This window comes from Leptolyngbya cf. ectocarpi LEGE 11479 (assembly GCF_015207065.1).
GTDB classification, from domain to species: domain Bacteria; phylum Cyanobacteriota; class Cyanobacteriia; order Phormidesmidales; family Phormidesmidaceae; genus Leptothoe; species Leptothoe ectocarpi.
Genome location: NZ_JADEXP010000003.1, coordinates 1 through 14,828, shown reverse-complemented (window position 1 = coordinate 14,828; position 14,828 = coordinate 1). Strand labels below are relative to the sequence as shown.

Here is a 14,828-nt window from a genome sequence, read left to right as displayed (position 1 = left end):
CAGTGAGATGGTGAGGTGGCGTTAGCTGCTTCACCATTTTTCTGTCGTAGGCTTCCTATCTTGGACATACAGTATTGTTTTATTTATTTTTAGGATTATGCCTACGCTGTATTTAGCAATTACAAATCATGGATTTGGTCATGCTACTCGGGCGGCATCGGTGGCGGCCACGCTGCTGCAATCCTGTGCTGATTTACAAATTATCGTTGCTACGACTGCGCCCCAGTGGTTGCTAGCGTCCTACTTGCCGTCTGAGCGAGTGACCTATCGGCCCGTGAGCTTTGACATTGGTGTGCTCCAAAGCGACAGCCTGACGATGGATAAGGCTGCCACCTTAGAGAAACTAGAGTGGATTCGTGACCATCAAGCTGAGATTCTGGCACCGGAGATTGAGTTTATTCAAACGGCGGGCGTGGACCTGATTTTGGGGGATATTCCGCCTTTGGTAACTCAGCTGGCTAAGGCGATAGGTATTCCCTGCTGGATGATGAGTAATTTTGGCTGGGACTATATATACCGGCCCTGGGGTAGTGGATTTGAGGCGATCGCAGATTGGATTGCGGACTGTTTTGGGGATTGCGATCGCATCTTCCGTCTCCCATTTCATGAGCCCATGACCGCCTTTCCCAACATCACCGATGTGGGGCTGACCGGCGGCACACCAAAACTAACTCCAGAGGCCCTGCGAGAGCGCTATGGCCTCAGCGTACCGGACGAACGCACAGTTCTACTCACGTTTGGCGGCCTAGGTTTAGCTCAAATTCCCTATCAGAAAGCCCTACAGGACTATCCTGATTGGCAGTTTATGACCTTTGATCGGCAAGCCCCCGACTTGCCTAACCTGCTAAAGGTGCAAGATCGGCAGCTGCGCCCGGTGGACATGATGGTGGTGTGCGATCGCGTCGTTTCTAAGCCAGGCTATAGCACCTTTGCCGAAGCCTGTCGTCAAAATTGTGGCATCGTTACCCTACCCCGACAGGGGTTTGCCGAAGCTGCACTGCTATTAGAGGGAATTCAGCGCCATGCCCATCATCAGATTTTAGATAGCGAGACATTTTTTGACGGTGACTGGTCGTTTCTAGAGCAGCCTTTGAATGCTCCGCCGGGATCTTCACTGACCCATGATGGTAATGACGCTATTGCCAGCGCCATTAGTGCCTACTTCAGTGCGAAGTATAGGGAAAAACTTTAGGTTGTTTAAAACAAAAAACGTATCTCTTGGCAAACTCCTGCTCTATGCTGAAAGGCAGCATGAATCTCTATTTCGGGGGGCATTTCCATGACTTCTACCGCCTCAGCCTCTGTACACTATCAGACGGTGCTAACCCTGCAGACCCGTGGCTATTCGCTACAGCGATTCACGATGAAGGTGCAAGATGTCGTCCGTGAATCACGGGTCAGTACGGGGCTATGTTGTCTGTTTTTACGCCATACCTCAGCTAGCTTAGTCATTCAGGAGAATGCTGATCCAAATGTGCTGTTGGATATGGAAACCTTCTTAGCGCGGTTGGTCCCCGAGGGCAATCACTATCGCCACAGTGATGAAGGCCCTGATGATATGCCGGCTCATTTACGGACAGCCTTGACCCATACCTCGGAGCAGATTCCGATTATGAATGGGCGATTGGCTCTGGGCACCTGGCAGGGCATTTATCTATGGGAGCACCGCCGCCGTGGCTACCGTCGTGAGGTCGTTGTTCACATTACAGGCATTTAAAGCTTTACTGTAAAGCTTCTAGATAAAACACAGAGGTATACGACAGAGATGACCATTGATCTGGGGGGAACCCCTTCACCGCCACCAGGGTTTCGGTCCGGATTTGTTGGTATTGTCGGACGGCCCAACGTCGGGAAGTCGACATTAATGAATGTAATGGTGGGGCAAAAGATTGCCATTACCTCACCCGTGGCTCAGACTACCCGTAACCGACTGCGGGGAGTGATGACCTTACCCGAGGCCCAGGTGATTTTTGTCGATACCCCTGGCATTCATAAACCGCACCATGAACTGGGGAAAGTCCTAGTAAAAAATGCCCGCATTGCCATCGATTCTGTAGATGTCACGTTGTTTGTTGTCGATGGAACGGGTGAGCTGGGACGAGGCGATCTGTTCATTGCCGATTTACTCAAGCGCAGTGATGTGCCTGTTGTACTAGGTATCAACAAGGCCGATCTCCAGTCAGAATCAAAGGCCCAGATGATTGATATCAGCTATCAGGCCCTGGCGGATGAAAATGGCTGGCCTGTCTGTAAGTTTTCGGCGGTAGCTGAAACGGGTCTGGAGTCTCTAAAGGCAAGCCTGATGGAGCGGCTAGAGGCCGGTCCATACTACTATCCGCCGGACTTAGTGACCGATCAGCCCGAGCGTTTTATCATGGGCGAGCTGATTCGTGAGCAGGTATTACTGCACACCCGTGAGGAAGTGCCCCACTCAGTAGCTGTCGCCATTGAGGCTGTGGAAGAGACGCCTAAAATCACCAATGTTCTCGCCACGGTCTATGTGGAACGCAAATCTCAAAAGGGAATTCTCATTGGTAAAAAAGGATCAATGATGAAGACGATCAATACAGCGGCCCGTGAGCAAATGCAAAAACTGATTGCGGGTAAGGTTTATCTGGAAGTCTTTGTAAAGGTACAGGAACGGTGGCGACAATCTAGAACGCATCTGGCAGAGCTAGGATATCGTATCGAAGAGTAAAATAGCTTTAGATATCTCTGAGCACAGGAGAGATATCTAAAGAATATTATGCTGCAGCCTACGGCTGCTATGACTTCGAGTTTGCTAAATTTCTAAACAGTGTGTACTGTGGCTCAAACAACAGTTTTACAGTACCAGTAGGACCATTACGGTGCTTGGCGATAATCACTTCTGCCAGACCCCGATCGGGTGTATCAGGATCGTAATATTCTTCGCGATATAGCATCATAATCAGATCCGCGTCTTGTTCAATGGAGTTATGGACAACGATGTTATTGGCAATAAAGTTATGATTCTCCGGAACTGTTAAATCAAATACCTCTTCAGTACCGTCTGGTTCTATTGACGCGACCTTGTCCCAATAGAGATCACTATTTGCTAATTTGGAGAGTCCAGGAGAGTCTACAACAGCTGCTACTCTCTGAGCTCGTGCTCGGCTCATGTTTTGTTTAAATAAGGTTGTTCCACAGTAGGGAACCTTCAACTGGGCTTGCATATCTCGCTGGCTTAAGTTAGCTTTTGTCATAGCTGGCAATACATGCAACTGCCATGCCGCCATGGGAATGATGTCGCGATTAGTGTTTGTTTTTCGGTTGATGAGGTAGCTCTTAATTTCCTCAAGATCGCGGAGCTTATACTCACCGATAGCTCCAACCAGCTCGATAAATATAGTTAGATCTATTTTTCCTGTAATAACAACATGATTCTGTACTCTTCCTTTTTTACCCTGACTTACTTTTTTGAGTCTTGCATTAATGCCTAGTCTCAGCAAAAGAGATTGTACATCTTGTGCCAGTTGTTCACTGCTGCTAGCGTAATATGCAATAGGTCGCGCTCTTTGACCTGCTACTAACTTGATACAGCCATCTGTACTCCACAAGTGTCTTAAAAAAGTGGCCACAGCAGCTTCAGGTTGCTGAAATACGAGTTCGGGCACCCGTTTTTCATGGGACCGTAAACCAAATATACCTAGCCGATCCAGCCATTCCGCAATAGGATTACGTACTCTATGAGTTAGGTGTTGACTAGCTGGTAAGTAAACTTGGTACCATTGACGTTCTTTATTAATTCGAGGTTGAAGCGCTGTGCCGAATATTTCCTTCGCAAGGTCAACAACTATTTGCGCCAAATCGGCTTCTCGAGTTGTGTATTGAATAACATGACGTGGTAGCGTACAACCGTCACCAATTAGATGACCTAATAACCCAAGCTCACTATCCGATAGGGTCTGCTTTGTGTCGCTACGTAGTTTGCGAGGTAAGGCAATGCATTCACCAACTTTCAGGTTATCTAATCTTTGCCAGCTATCAAATGTGCGAAACTTGTGATTACTCGTGGCACGAATCGTCCGTCCCAACTGTGTTGTGAGCTTGAATACAGGTTGTACTCCTGTAGCGAAAGCATTACTTACCCTGGATGCCTCAAGCTTACAAGTATTCTCATTGAAAGCCCACACATAAAAATCAGACTGCCCTACCAGTTCGCGAATAGGCACTTGTTTGCCGGTATTAGCTAGAGCTATTAGAGTTTCGCCACTAAGGCATCCTGATTCTCTCAGGTCGCTCATCATTGGGCGCTTATTGGTGCGAGACTCTACGCCACGGCTAAGCTGAGAGAGAGAGATAATTGGAACATTTAATTCTCGAGCGAGACCTTTCAAAGAACGAGTAATTTTTGAGAGTTCTTGTACTCGGTTATCGCTGCTGCCTTCCATGAGCTGTAGGTAATCGATCAAGATTAAACCCAGTGCGCCGCCGTTTTCAGCTTTCAGACGACGACATTTAGAACGCATCTCGGTAACTGAAATATTGGGCGTATCGTCGATAAAAATAGGAATCTGTGAAAGGGAGCTAATGGCGTGGCCCAGCGGTTCCCATTCATGCTGACCAATGCGCCCTGTACGCAGCCGACCGCTTTCTATTCGAGCCTCTGCCGATAGCAGTCGATACACTAACTGCTGCTTGGACATTTCTAAACTAAAGATGGCGATGGGCTGTTTATGTCCGCCAGCGATATTACGAGCCACATTGAGCACGAAGCTAGTGTTATGAACACAAATATCATTAGCAACAAAGTTATGTGTTTCAGGAATAGTTAGATCGTAGACCTGTTGACTCCCCATGGGCTCGATAGCAACAATTTCATCCCAGTAAATATCGCTTGTGGCCAAATGTTGAAGGGATTCATGCTCCAGCGCGGTTGCTAATGCTGCCAAACGAGGGCGGCTCAGCGCTCGCTTACCAACATGGATATTCGTAACGTTTGGAAAGCCTGCACGGGCGGCTATACTTTTCCAGCTTTCATCTCCTTTTGCGGCTTTAAGCTCTGCCCAGACGGGCTTAGGAATTAGATCTCGATTGCTGTGATAACGTTTGTTTGAGATCGCATCCGCTACTTTACAAACAGCCTGTTCTTTACCAAAGATGCCGATTTCAGTGATGAATGTGTGGATTGCGATCGCATCCGTAATATCCAACTGCCAAGCAGGTCGCCGAGTATTTTTGTATTTCACTCGACGCTGTTTCAAAGTTGCAACGATACCAAACCGCAGTAGTAAATGCTGTAGCTGTCGTGCTAGCGTTTCGCTGATTGTGGCATAGCCGAGCTGTGCTTGACCACTGCTCAAGACTGATGCCCAACCATCTGTAGAGAAGAGACGATTTATAAATAAAGCAAGTTGCTGTTTGGGCAGTGTAAACACTGCATCGGGAATATGCTGATCGTGAGCAGTTAATCCCCACAATCCGATTCCATCAAGCCACGCAGCTACAGGATTTTTGCCTGTCCGACGTAGGGTTTTGTAAGAAAACTGGCTTGCTGCTGCTGTGAAGTCAGTTTGCAGTAGCGGATTTTCATGGGTGAAGGTGGCAGCATTACCTGTCAGGCTTCCATCACCGATTAAATAGCCCAAGAGTTTAACCTGATGAGCTGGTAAAGCTTGTGAACCAAAAACTTGTAATTTTCTAGGAATAGCGATTTTCTCGCCAACGCTTAAACTACTCAGAGGTAGCCATCCATCCATAGTTAGATAGGGATGGCTATAGGTTGTTTTGATCTTCCTTCCCAGTCGTGTTGTGACTTGAAAAACAGGTTTAATCCCGTCATCTACAAAGGCGCTGGGTTGAGTCACTTCAAAACGCCACTGGTTATTTAGAGTTAATAATTGCCCCTGCCGCTGCTGGTAAATTTCCTCAATAGTTTTGAGAGAACCATCAGCCAATAAAATTTTGGCATCGGCACTCAAGCATTTTCCCATTGCCGGACGCCCAGCGGCGATTATGAGGTCAGAACGCTGAAAACCCTGGGTCATGGCGTCTAAATCATAAAACCCACAGGATAAACCGGGCAGCACCATACCCATGGAGCGCTGTTCAATATCGTCAAAGGTTTCGGTGAGAATATCTGAAGTGGCAGTAAGCCCTTGCTGGGGTCGCTCCTGGGTGAGGCCAAAGACTTTTTGCTCGGACTGATCTAAGACTGTTTCTAGGGGACTTTCTGTTTCGTAGCCCAGCTGGGCGATTTCGCCACCGATTTGGATCAGCTGACGGCGGGTGTATTTTTCCATCACCAGTTTGGCGTACTGGTCGATGTTGGCTGCGCTGATGGTGCGGTCAAATAGCTGCGCCAGACGGGACTGGCCACCTGCTTTTTCGAGCAAGTTTTTGTCCTTGAGTAAGGAAGCAACGGTCATCAGGTCGGTGGGTTTGCCTTTGGCCTGCAGCTCTACGGCAGCGCGATATATTTCGCGGTGCCCACCGATATAAAACGCCTCAGGGACGATGATTTCTGTGACCCGACCAATGGCCTCTGGATCTAGCAAAATGCCGCCTAGAATAGCTTCCTCTGCCTCGATATTCTGGGGAGGTAGGCGATCAAAGTCTGCTTGAAATTTGCGCTCTTGAGCCATGACAACCTGCAGGCGATATGGTGGGTGACGTTAAATTAGGTGAGCTAGAAAAGCTTGAAAAGTAGTTGAAGTGAACTTAGGCGGATTGGGTTAAGTGAATGGACAAAACTATCCATCAATCCGGGCTTCGACTCCGCTCAGCCCTCATCTTCTCAAAATTAGCTGGTTGAGCGGAGTCGAAACCAGCGACGTTAAAGACGTTTACTTTTGGCTATCTACTTAGTAGGCCGCAGAAGGGCAGAGTGGGACAATCTGCTTTATAGTTCATCTGTATTATATCAGTCATAAATGCTTTATCTGTAGTGTGGCATCTGCCACACGGCGATTTCCTAAATCGTTGCTCACCTTTAAGCATTGACGACTTCTGGTGGTTACTCTTTGCTCTATGAGAAAGCCCCAGATCTAGAAGCGATCTAGGGCTTTTTTCGCGTGATTCGTTGATGGCGCTTGCATCCACCCAAGAGGTTTAGGGCGCTCATTTAGCTGAATTAAGCGACCCGCAGCTTGAGCTCAGCAGTGACTTCGCTGTGGAGCTTGATCAGCACGGTGTACTCGCCCAGTTTATTGATGGGGGGTACTTCAATGTCGCGCTTGTCGATTTCTTTAGCTGTATTAGTCTTAATGAGTTCTGCGACTTCATCAGCGGTAACGGTACCAAAGATGGCGTCGTTCTCACCGACTTCTTTCTTGATGGTGAAGAGGCCAATGGTTGCGATCGCAGTCTTAATCGCTTCCGCATCCTTCCTAATCTGCTCTAGACGCTGACGTTCCTCTTCACGACGACGCTCAACCTGCTTGAGCACACCCGGGGTGGCCCGGTAACCCAACCCGCGAGGGATCAAATAATTACGTGCATAGCCAGGTGCCACTTCGACGAGGTCGCCTTCATTGCCTAGCTTGCTAATGCCTTGACTTAAAACTAACTGAACCCGTTTTGCCATAATGATTCTGCTCAGGCCCAGATAAATTGCGTGTACACATTTGGCAGCAGCTTCCAACGTTAGGTGGACAGGTTTTCAAACGTGTAAACGGTTTATATGGCCCAGTCTCCTTCTTTGACCCGTAATAAAACTAGTGCAGTCTAACATTCTATAGAATCAGGTTCGTCTGAGGCAAATTTAAATCGGGCGGAGCGCTCATCATCAGTTGTGGGTGGCGCACTATTCACCCGATTGGGTGAGACGACTGGGCGTAGTGGACTCTAGATGGCCAGAACTAATGTGTAGAAGCGTTGGACAGCTGTAGGTTCCAACGGTCTAGTTTTGGAGAATCATTGTATGCGTACTAATCAACGTAAAGCGATCCGCCGATTGATGGTGGAGGGGATTGTGGTAGTGGCAGGTCTGGGACTATGGCCGACAATGCCAGCGGTGGCCTATGAGCCAGTAGCACCGTGGCAGCTGGCCCAGGGGTCTGTGTATTCATCGTCTGCGGGGCGGTTTGAGATCGCATTTCCCACACCGCCCGAGGTCACCACTGAAGATGACGACATTGAAGGCGATCCGGTTGAAATTCATCTGTTTGAATCATTCACAACCACCAGTCAATATATGGTTGCCTATGCTGATCTGCCCCCAGCGTTTCTCAGTCAAGGAGCCACTAGTGTCCTGGATCAACTACGGGACTCTACATTTGACGACATAGATATCGATGCCCTGATGGCGTCGGAAGTTGATGTGCAGCTTAGCAACTATCCGGGGCGACGCTATCGCTATAGTGACAATGATGGCGCCATCGATATGCGTTTGTATCTAGCGAATGAACGAGCCTATGTATTAGTGGCCGTCGATAGTAATGAGACCGACGTTGACCGGTTTATTAGCTCATTTGTGTTGCGGTAGGCTGAGAGCCTGGGTGAGGTATGCCAGCTGGCATACCTCACTCTCCTCCAACCTTGAGTCAACGTCTCTGTAAACGCTTGCTGCACCGATCATGTTGAATCGTTTGAAGGCCTGGTGGGGGCACTATTTTTCTGTCAAAGTACTGGCACCCAATGTGTTGAGTGACTATCGGCAGTGGCGGCAGCGATTCTTGTATCAGCGACTCAGACTACTGATCGGACTCTTTTCGTTTGTGTTGGCCACCATCACCTTATTGGAATTTTGGCTTTGGCAGGTGAGACCTGACGATGTGGGGCTAGACAACTTTTTCGTCAACGGTGTGATGGGACTGTCGTTTGTTCTAGGTTTGGGGTTGCAGACGCTTCCCTGGGGCAAACGACATCAGGGGCTGATTTTTTGGTTGTTTTCAGCTGGGGTAACCCTGACCTTGCTAGTGGCCGGTGTGATGGCCGGTAATGTGGATGACTCCGATGTGGTTATTTGGTCCATGGTGTTTTTGTCCCAGTCCACACTGGTCCCGGTGAGGTGGCGGCTGCATGTGCGATCGCAACTAACGCTGCTCATTCCCCTCACTGTTCTAGTGATCGGCGCTTTTTTTACAGCGGATACGGTAGCTGAGCGCTCGGATATAATGTTCGGGACGGTCTCTGCCTATATCTATTTGGTGTGGGTGTGTATTGTGGCTGATTTAGGTGTGTTTCTTTATGAGCGCCTGCGGTATCAAGAGTTCGAGGCCCGCCAAGAGGTTCAAACCTTTTTGCATGCGGTGTCCCACGATTTACGTAATCCCGTAACCGGGACACAGTTGCTAGTCAAAAGTTTGCTCGCTCAGCATGGGCAAACAATCCCTATGGATCGGGTATTGCTAGAGCAAATGCTCCAGAGTGGAGAGCGCCAGCTAGTGCTGATCAACAGTTTGCTTGAGGCTCACAATAATAAGCTGAAAGGTCTCATGCTGCAGCGACAGGCGGTCAATCTCTACTCTCTGATTGCGTCTATTTGCCAAGAATTATCTCCTCAGCTGGCTGAGACAACAATCACCATTCGCAATCAGCTCTCTGCCGATCTGCCATCGGTAGCTGGCGACAACACTCAGCTCTGGAGAGTGTTTCATAACCTGATGATCAATGCGCTACACCACAACCCACCTGGGACTGTGATTTGGGTACAGGCCTCGGTGGTGTCCTCTCCGCAGCCTAGTCTGCGCTGTACCGTGCGTGACAATGGTGTGGGAATGACAGCGGAGCAATGCGCTCACCTTTTTAGCCTCTATTCCCAGGGGCATCGCCGTCGGCACCTGAGTGTGGGGCTGGGTCTACATATCGCTCAGCAAATTGTCCATGCCCATGGTGGCACCATCGGTGTGGATTCTGAAGTAGGGCAAGGGACTACTTTTTGGGTAACGCTGCCGTTGTCACTTCACCCATCCTCTACGTAGGGCCACCACGGCAGCCTGTACCCGGTCATTGACCACCAGTTTGTTCATGATGCCCTTAACGTAGGTTTTGACGGTATTGGTACTTAAGAATAACTGCTCGCCAATCTCTGGATTACTGTAGCCTTCAACAATCAGCTTGAGCACCTCAAGTTCTCGGGCGGATAAGGGATGCTCTGGCGCAGGAGACTGATGGGTTAAACAGGCGATTGCTTGTTGGGCAACTTGTGGATCTAGGTAGATGCCACCAGCGGCGGCCACTGCAATGGCCTGCATCAGGGCATCCAGGTTAGTGCCCTTGATGCAATAGGCATCAGCTCCACTGGAGAGCGCCGCGATCACCTCAGTTTGATCGGTATGGGAGGTAAACATGACCACCCGGATATGGGGAAAGGCTTGTTTAATTTGCTGGGTGGCAGCGATGCCATCGAGACGGGGCATACCAACATCCATAAGTACGACAGCGGGCTGCTGCGCTTTTGCCATGGCCACCCCTTGATAACCGTCGTCTGCTTCGCCGATCACATTGATGGTGGGTTTAGGCGCTAAAGAGTGGGTCAGACCTAAACGCATCATGGGATCGTCTTCAACAATAAGAATGTCCAGGGCCATGGGGGATACGGACAGGATAACTGAGGATTTCTAGGGAGATTGTCCAGTCTCTCTCAAATCTTCCATACTTTACAACGGGGCTTGTTCCATGGCGTCACCTGACTAGATCACCCGAATGGGGGATGTTAGCGCGGCTAAAACATGTCTTTCATCCCGCGAATACGGCCAAAGACACGGGCAGGTTCTTGCATTTTGGCGGTTGCCTTTAGGGCGGGCTGATCCCAGCGTAAAAAGGGATTGGTTTTTTTCTCAATGCTCAGCAGCGATGGCACGGTTGCTTCGTTACGTTTTCTGGCGGTCTTTACCTGGGCGTATCGCGTCTGCAGGTCTGGATTTTGACCATCTACGGTAACGGCAAATTTGAGGTTGCTCAGGGTATATTCATGGGCGCACCAGATGCGGGTATTGTCTGGCAACTGCCGCAGCTTGCTGAGGGACGCGACCATTTGGGCTGGTGTGCCTTCAAACAGACGTCCGCAGCCGCCTGCAAACAGGGTGTCGCCACAGAACAGTTCACCCGGTTCATCGGCGACTGGGGCAAAGTAGTAGGCGATGTGGCCTCGGGTGTGGCCAGGGACAAAGAATATTTGGGCGATGCGATCGCAAAAATTAACAGTATCCCCATCGTTGAGAAAGATCTGCTGTCCGGGGATGCGATCGCGATCAACAGCGCTGGCATACACCGTTGCCTTGGGGTATGCAGCCAGCAGTTGCTGGTTGCCACCCACATGGTCCCCGTGGTGATGCGTATTAAATATAGCGGTCAGTTCAGCGCCCAACTCATCGAGCTTATCGAGTACAGGTTTTGCCTCAGTGGGGTCCACAACAGCGGCTGTATTGCCATCGTAGAGCAAAAAAATATAGTTGTCTGACCAAGCATTAAGACGATGTATCTGCATGGTGAAATGGTGTCGTCGAGCCTTTCTAGTATGGGGGATCCCATGGTTCTGAGCACTCGACCTGAGAGCCTAAAACCTAAAATTTAGCTGTTAACGAAAAGATATATAGGTTTGACTGAGCGCATTTATTAGTACAGTAGTACTTTAACGTCCCTGGCAGATAAATACCAGAGATGTTGCCACTGCTGAGCCAGTCAGGTGCGTGCGCATCAGGTCAGCAAAAAGGGACAGGTTGTTAGCGCCACCTATCCCCAGTCTCAATCCAAACTTCTCACATAAGGATCGAACCATGACTTTAGCAAAATCTGCATCGACTCATCACATTAGCCTGGGTACTCCTACCGCTGATGCCGACAATCAGCAACGCATTACCCTGGATCCTAGACTCAGTAATTTGTCTACTCAAGCCACAGACAAGGCGCTGCACCTATGGAGTCAGTATCAGCCAGTGGCAACTGACAAGACCCAGGCCACCTGGCAACTTCTCCGCAAGACTCAGCCTGTTCAACTATTGCTGGCAGCGGCGCTGGCGGTGTTAGCTATTGCTCTGGTGACGTTGGTGACTGCGTTTGGTGGATTGCTGGTCCTTTTGCTTAAAATAACAGCCCTAACCTTAGCGGCTGTTGCCGTAGGGCAATGGGTTTCCCGTGGCTTGACCTGGGCCGATGATCAACTACCAGACGTAGAAGAGATCAAAGAATAATCTAAGAGCTGGTATCTTGTCTGGGGCCGGTATCTGTTACTGGCCCTTCCACTGGGCCTGGCTGATGCATGATTTTAGCCTGCGTCGCTATGATGGTGGCAAATTCCTGATCGGGGAGGTCACTATGTTTGAACGCTTCACAGACAAAGCTCGTACCATCATCGTCCAGGCCCAACAGGAAGCCCGAAAAATGGGCCATAACTTCGTTGGCACAGAGCAGATTCTTCTGGGAATGATGGCAGAGGGTGAGAATCAGGCTGCCAGTGCCCTATCAGACATGGCGATCAATCTTGACGATGCCCGCCACGAAGTGGAGCAGATCATAGGTCTCGGTTCAGGATTTGTCGATGAAGATATTCCATTTACCCCGCGAGCAAAACGGGTGTTCGAGCTTGCCTTGGATGAGGCCGATAAGCTAGATAGCGAGAGCATTGAGCCCAAACATTTATTAATCGGTATTATGCGTGAGGGTGACGGTGTTGCAGCCGCAGTTGTTAGAAAATTGGCCAGCTCTACCGAGGATATTATCGAAAATTTCTATCGCAGTTTCGAGGGGGAATAGTTGTTTGTCGACTACCTAAAGAATAGGACTTAATAGGCCTAAACACGGTGGCAGGTGAGACTTCGCTGGCCGTACGCTATTTTAGACTGTTAAACCCATATAGTTGGCTCGCTACACCCATATAGTTGGCTCGCTACACCCATATAGTTGGCTCGCTACACCCATATAGTTGGCTCGCTACACCCATATAGTTGGCTCGCTACACCCATATAGTTGGCTCGCTACACCTCGCTACAACAATAATGACAGTCATGGCAGCGTGAGAGAATAAAGGCGACACCAAAGGAGAAAACAGTTGTCAGACGTTGAGCTTTTTAGATCACTTCATTGCTTGAAATCTCCGAGGGTGGTAAAAATAGCACCCATGGGCTGCACCTGAAATACGGCTATCTCTTTAGATCTACTCGATGTTATCGATGGCTCTGAGGGATGGATTTGATTGCAGCAGGCTGTCGCAGTTTAATCGCGTATCGGAGATCGCTTATGTCGGTTCAGTTCTTGGGTAAGCATCGTTGGCTCAGGCCATGGCAAGCGCTAGGTTACTATATTGGCCTTTTTAGTTTGTGCTTTCTATTTGCTGTTGCTTGTGGCGGTAACGAGCAAGAGAGTTCCCCTGCATCCGACGGTCGTGTATCCATGGGGACTACCCTGAGTGCCCGCACGTTAGATCCGGCCGATGCCTACGAAATTTTTCCTGGGATTTTGCTATATAACCTAGGCGATCGGCTCTATACCTACGCACCAGGAACGACGACCCTAGAACCTCAGCTAGCCACTGAGATGCCCACCATCAGCGATGACGGGCTCACTTATACGATCCCCCTACGCGAGGGGGTGACGCTCCACGATGGCTCCGGGTTTAATGCCGAGGTGATGGCGTTTTCAATCCAGCGCTTTATGGATAATGGTGGCCGACCAGCCTTCTTACTGTCGGAGAAGATTGCGACGGTTGAGGCGAAGAGCGAGTATGAGCTGACGATTACGCTAAAACAGCCGTTTGCGGCATTTACCTCGCTGCTGACATTTTGGGGCGTAACCCCAGTGCCGCCTGAGGCCTATACCATTGGTGATGCCCAGTTTAAACCTGAAGAATTTCTAGGATCGGGGCCGTACAAGCTGGCATCTTTTAGCAGCGATGTAATTAAGCTGGATGCTAATCCAGACTATTGGGGAGAAGCACCTGTCAATGACGGTATTGATATCCAGATTTTTTCCAGTCCGGCTAACCTGTACAACACCTTCCAGTCTGGCGGTTTGGATGTGGCTTATCAAACCCTAGATCCTGAGCAAATTGCCGCGTTAGAACGAGGGGCGGACCAAGGGGGCTGGACCGTCATTGAAGCGGGTTCGACGGTGGTTAACTATATGTCCCTCAATCAAAAGATTGCTCCCTTTGATGATTTGAATGTGCGCAAGGCGGTGGCAACGATGATCGATCGCAACTTGATCAATGATCGGGCGTTTCAAGGCCAGGCTGAGCCTCTCTATAGCCTGATTCCTAAAAGTTTTGATGTGCATGAGCCTGTGTTTGAAACCAGTTATGGTGATGGTGACTATGGCCAGGCTAAGGACTTTTTAGAGGAAGCAGGGATTACGACAGCTAATCCCCTAGAGTTTGAGATTTGGTACCCGACGTCCTCGACGACGCGTAGTGTGGTGGCTAACACGCTCAAAGAGGCGATTGAGTCCAACATGTCTGGTTTGGTGAATGTGCAAGTGAGCACTGCTGAATCGGCCACACTTTGGGAGAACGTGGAGAAAGGCATTTATCCCAGCGTGCTGTCCAACTGGTACCCGGATTATTTTGACCCTGATAACTTTGTGCAGCCGTTTTTGAGCTGCGATCAAGGCTCGGAAGAAACGCTTTGTGAACAAGGAGCCACCCAGGGTAATGGCTCGTTTTATTACAGTGCTAAGACCAATGAGCTGCTGGCCAAACAAAGTGCGGAACTGGATGAATCAGTCCGCGATGGTCTGTTTAAGGATCTCCAGCAGGCCATGGTAGACGATGTGCCCTACATTCCTCTCTGGCAAAACAAGGACTATGTATTTGCCGCGTCTGGTGTGGATGGCGTGGCGATTGAGCCTAATCAGCAATTTTTGCTGTGGCAAATTGGTAAATAATTTTGGGAAATTCCCATGTAGGGTCGTTCCATGGAGCGACCCTACAT

General features: G+C 49.5%; 12 protein-coding genes. 8 read left to right on the top strand and 4 right to left on the bottom strand.

Translation table 11 applies throughout. The features are described 5' to 3' along the window. The first annotated feature begins 97 nt into the window (after positions 1-97). The 3 genes from IQ260_RS00910 to era all read left to right on the top strand — a co-directional run bounded on the left by IQ260_RS00910 (position 98) and on the right by era (position 2,698). Complete coding sequence (locus IQ260_RS00910) at positions 98-1,192, top strand: glycosyl transferase (RefSeq protein WP_193989968.1); 1,095 nt, start codon at positions 98-100, stop codon at positions 1,190-1,192. Between the two features lie 87 nt (positions 1,193-1,279). Continuing rightward, complete coding sequence (locus IQ260_RS00905; RefSeq protein WP_193989966.1) at positions 1,280-1,717, top strand: secondary thiamine-phosphate synthase enzyme YjbQ; 438 nt, start codon at positions 1,280-1,282, stop codon at positions 1,715-1,717. 48 nt (positions 1,718-1,765) lie between these two features. Continuing rightward, positions 1,766-2,698, top strand: coding sequence for a GTPase Era (era, locus tag IQ260_RS00900; protein WP_193989964.1), 933 nt, complete (start codon positions 1,766-1,768; stop codon positions 2,696-2,698). Between the two features lie 67 nt (positions 2,699-2,765). Here the strand turns inward: era and IQ260_RS00895 are convergent, their stop codons facing one another. After that, positions 2,766-6,605, bottom strand: a complete 3,840-nt coding sequence (locus IQ260_RS00895; RefSeq protein WP_193989962.1) for a replicative DNA helicase — start codon at positions 6,603-6,605, stop codon at positions 2,766-2,768. 488 nt (positions 6,606-7,093) lie between these two features. Then, positions 7,094-7,546: a 50S ribosomal protein L9 gene (gene rplI / locus IQ260_RS00890; protein WP_193989960.1), complete on the bottom strand. Its 453-nt coding sequence runs from the start codon at positions 7,544-7,546 to the stop codon at positions 7,094-7,096. 336 nt (positions 7,547-7,882) lie between these two features. Here rplI and IQ260_RS00885 point away from each other — a divergent pair, with 336 nt between their 5' ends. Further along, entirely contained in the window at positions 7,883-8,446 is a 564-nt protein-coding gene (locus IQ260_RS00885; protein ID WP_193989958.1) for a hypothetical protein, read from the top strand. Between the two features lie 91 nt (positions 8,447-8,537). Beyond that, positions 8,538-9,884: a sensor histidine kinase gene (locus tag IQ260_RS00880; RefSeq protein WP_193989956.1), complete on the top strand. Its 1,347-nt coding sequence runs from the start codon at positions 8,538-8,540 to the stop codon at positions 9,882-9,884. On the opposite strand, the gene IQ260_RS00875 is transcribed toward IQ260_RS00880, so the two are convergent. Both IQ260_RS00875 and gloB read right to left on the bottom strand, forming a co-directional pair. Then, positions 9,861-10,493: a response regulator transcription factor gene (locus tag IQ260_RS00875; protein WP_193989954.1), complete on the bottom strand. Its 633-nt coding sequence runs from the start codon at positions 10,491-10,493 to the stop codon at positions 9,861-9,863. The two genes, IQ260_RS00880 and IQ260_RS00875, sit on opposite strands and share 24 nt — an antisense overlap. A gap of 134 nt (positions 10,494-10,627) precedes the next feature. After that, entirely contained in the window at positions 10,628-11,392 is a 765-nt protein-coding gene (gene gloB / locus IQ260_RS00870; protein ID WP_193989952.1) for a hydroxyacylglutathione hydrolase, read from the bottom strand. A gap of 289 nt (positions 11,393-11,681) precedes the next feature. Here gloB and IQ260_RS00865 point away from each other — a divergent pair, with 289 nt between their 5' ends. The 3 genes from IQ260_RS00865 to IQ260_RS00855 all read left to right on the top strand — a co-directional run bounded on the left by IQ260_RS00865 (position 11,682) and on the right by IQ260_RS00855 (position 14,781). Continuing rightward, positions 11,682-12,095, top strand: coding sequence for a hypothetical protein (locus IQ260_RS00865; RefSeq protein ID WP_193989950.1), 414 nt, complete (start codon positions 11,682-11,684; stop codon positions 12,093-12,095). A gap of 64 nt (positions 12,096-12,159) precedes the next feature. Then, positions 12,160-12,657 carry a Clp protease N-terminal domain-containing protein gene (locus IQ260_RS00860; protein ID WP_322744864.1) on the top strand — a complete coding sequence of 166 codons (498 nt, stop codon included), beginning with the start codon at positions 12,160-12,162 and terminating at the stop codon, positions 12,655-12,657. Positions 12,658-13,140: 483 nt separating this feature from the next. Further along, a complete protein-coding gene (locus tag IQ260_RS00855; RefSeq protein WP_193989947.1) occupies positions 13,141-14,781 on the top strand; it encodes an ABC transporter substrate-binding protein in 1,641 nt (546 codons plus the stop codon). Positions 14,782-14,828: the final 47 nt, after the last annotated feature.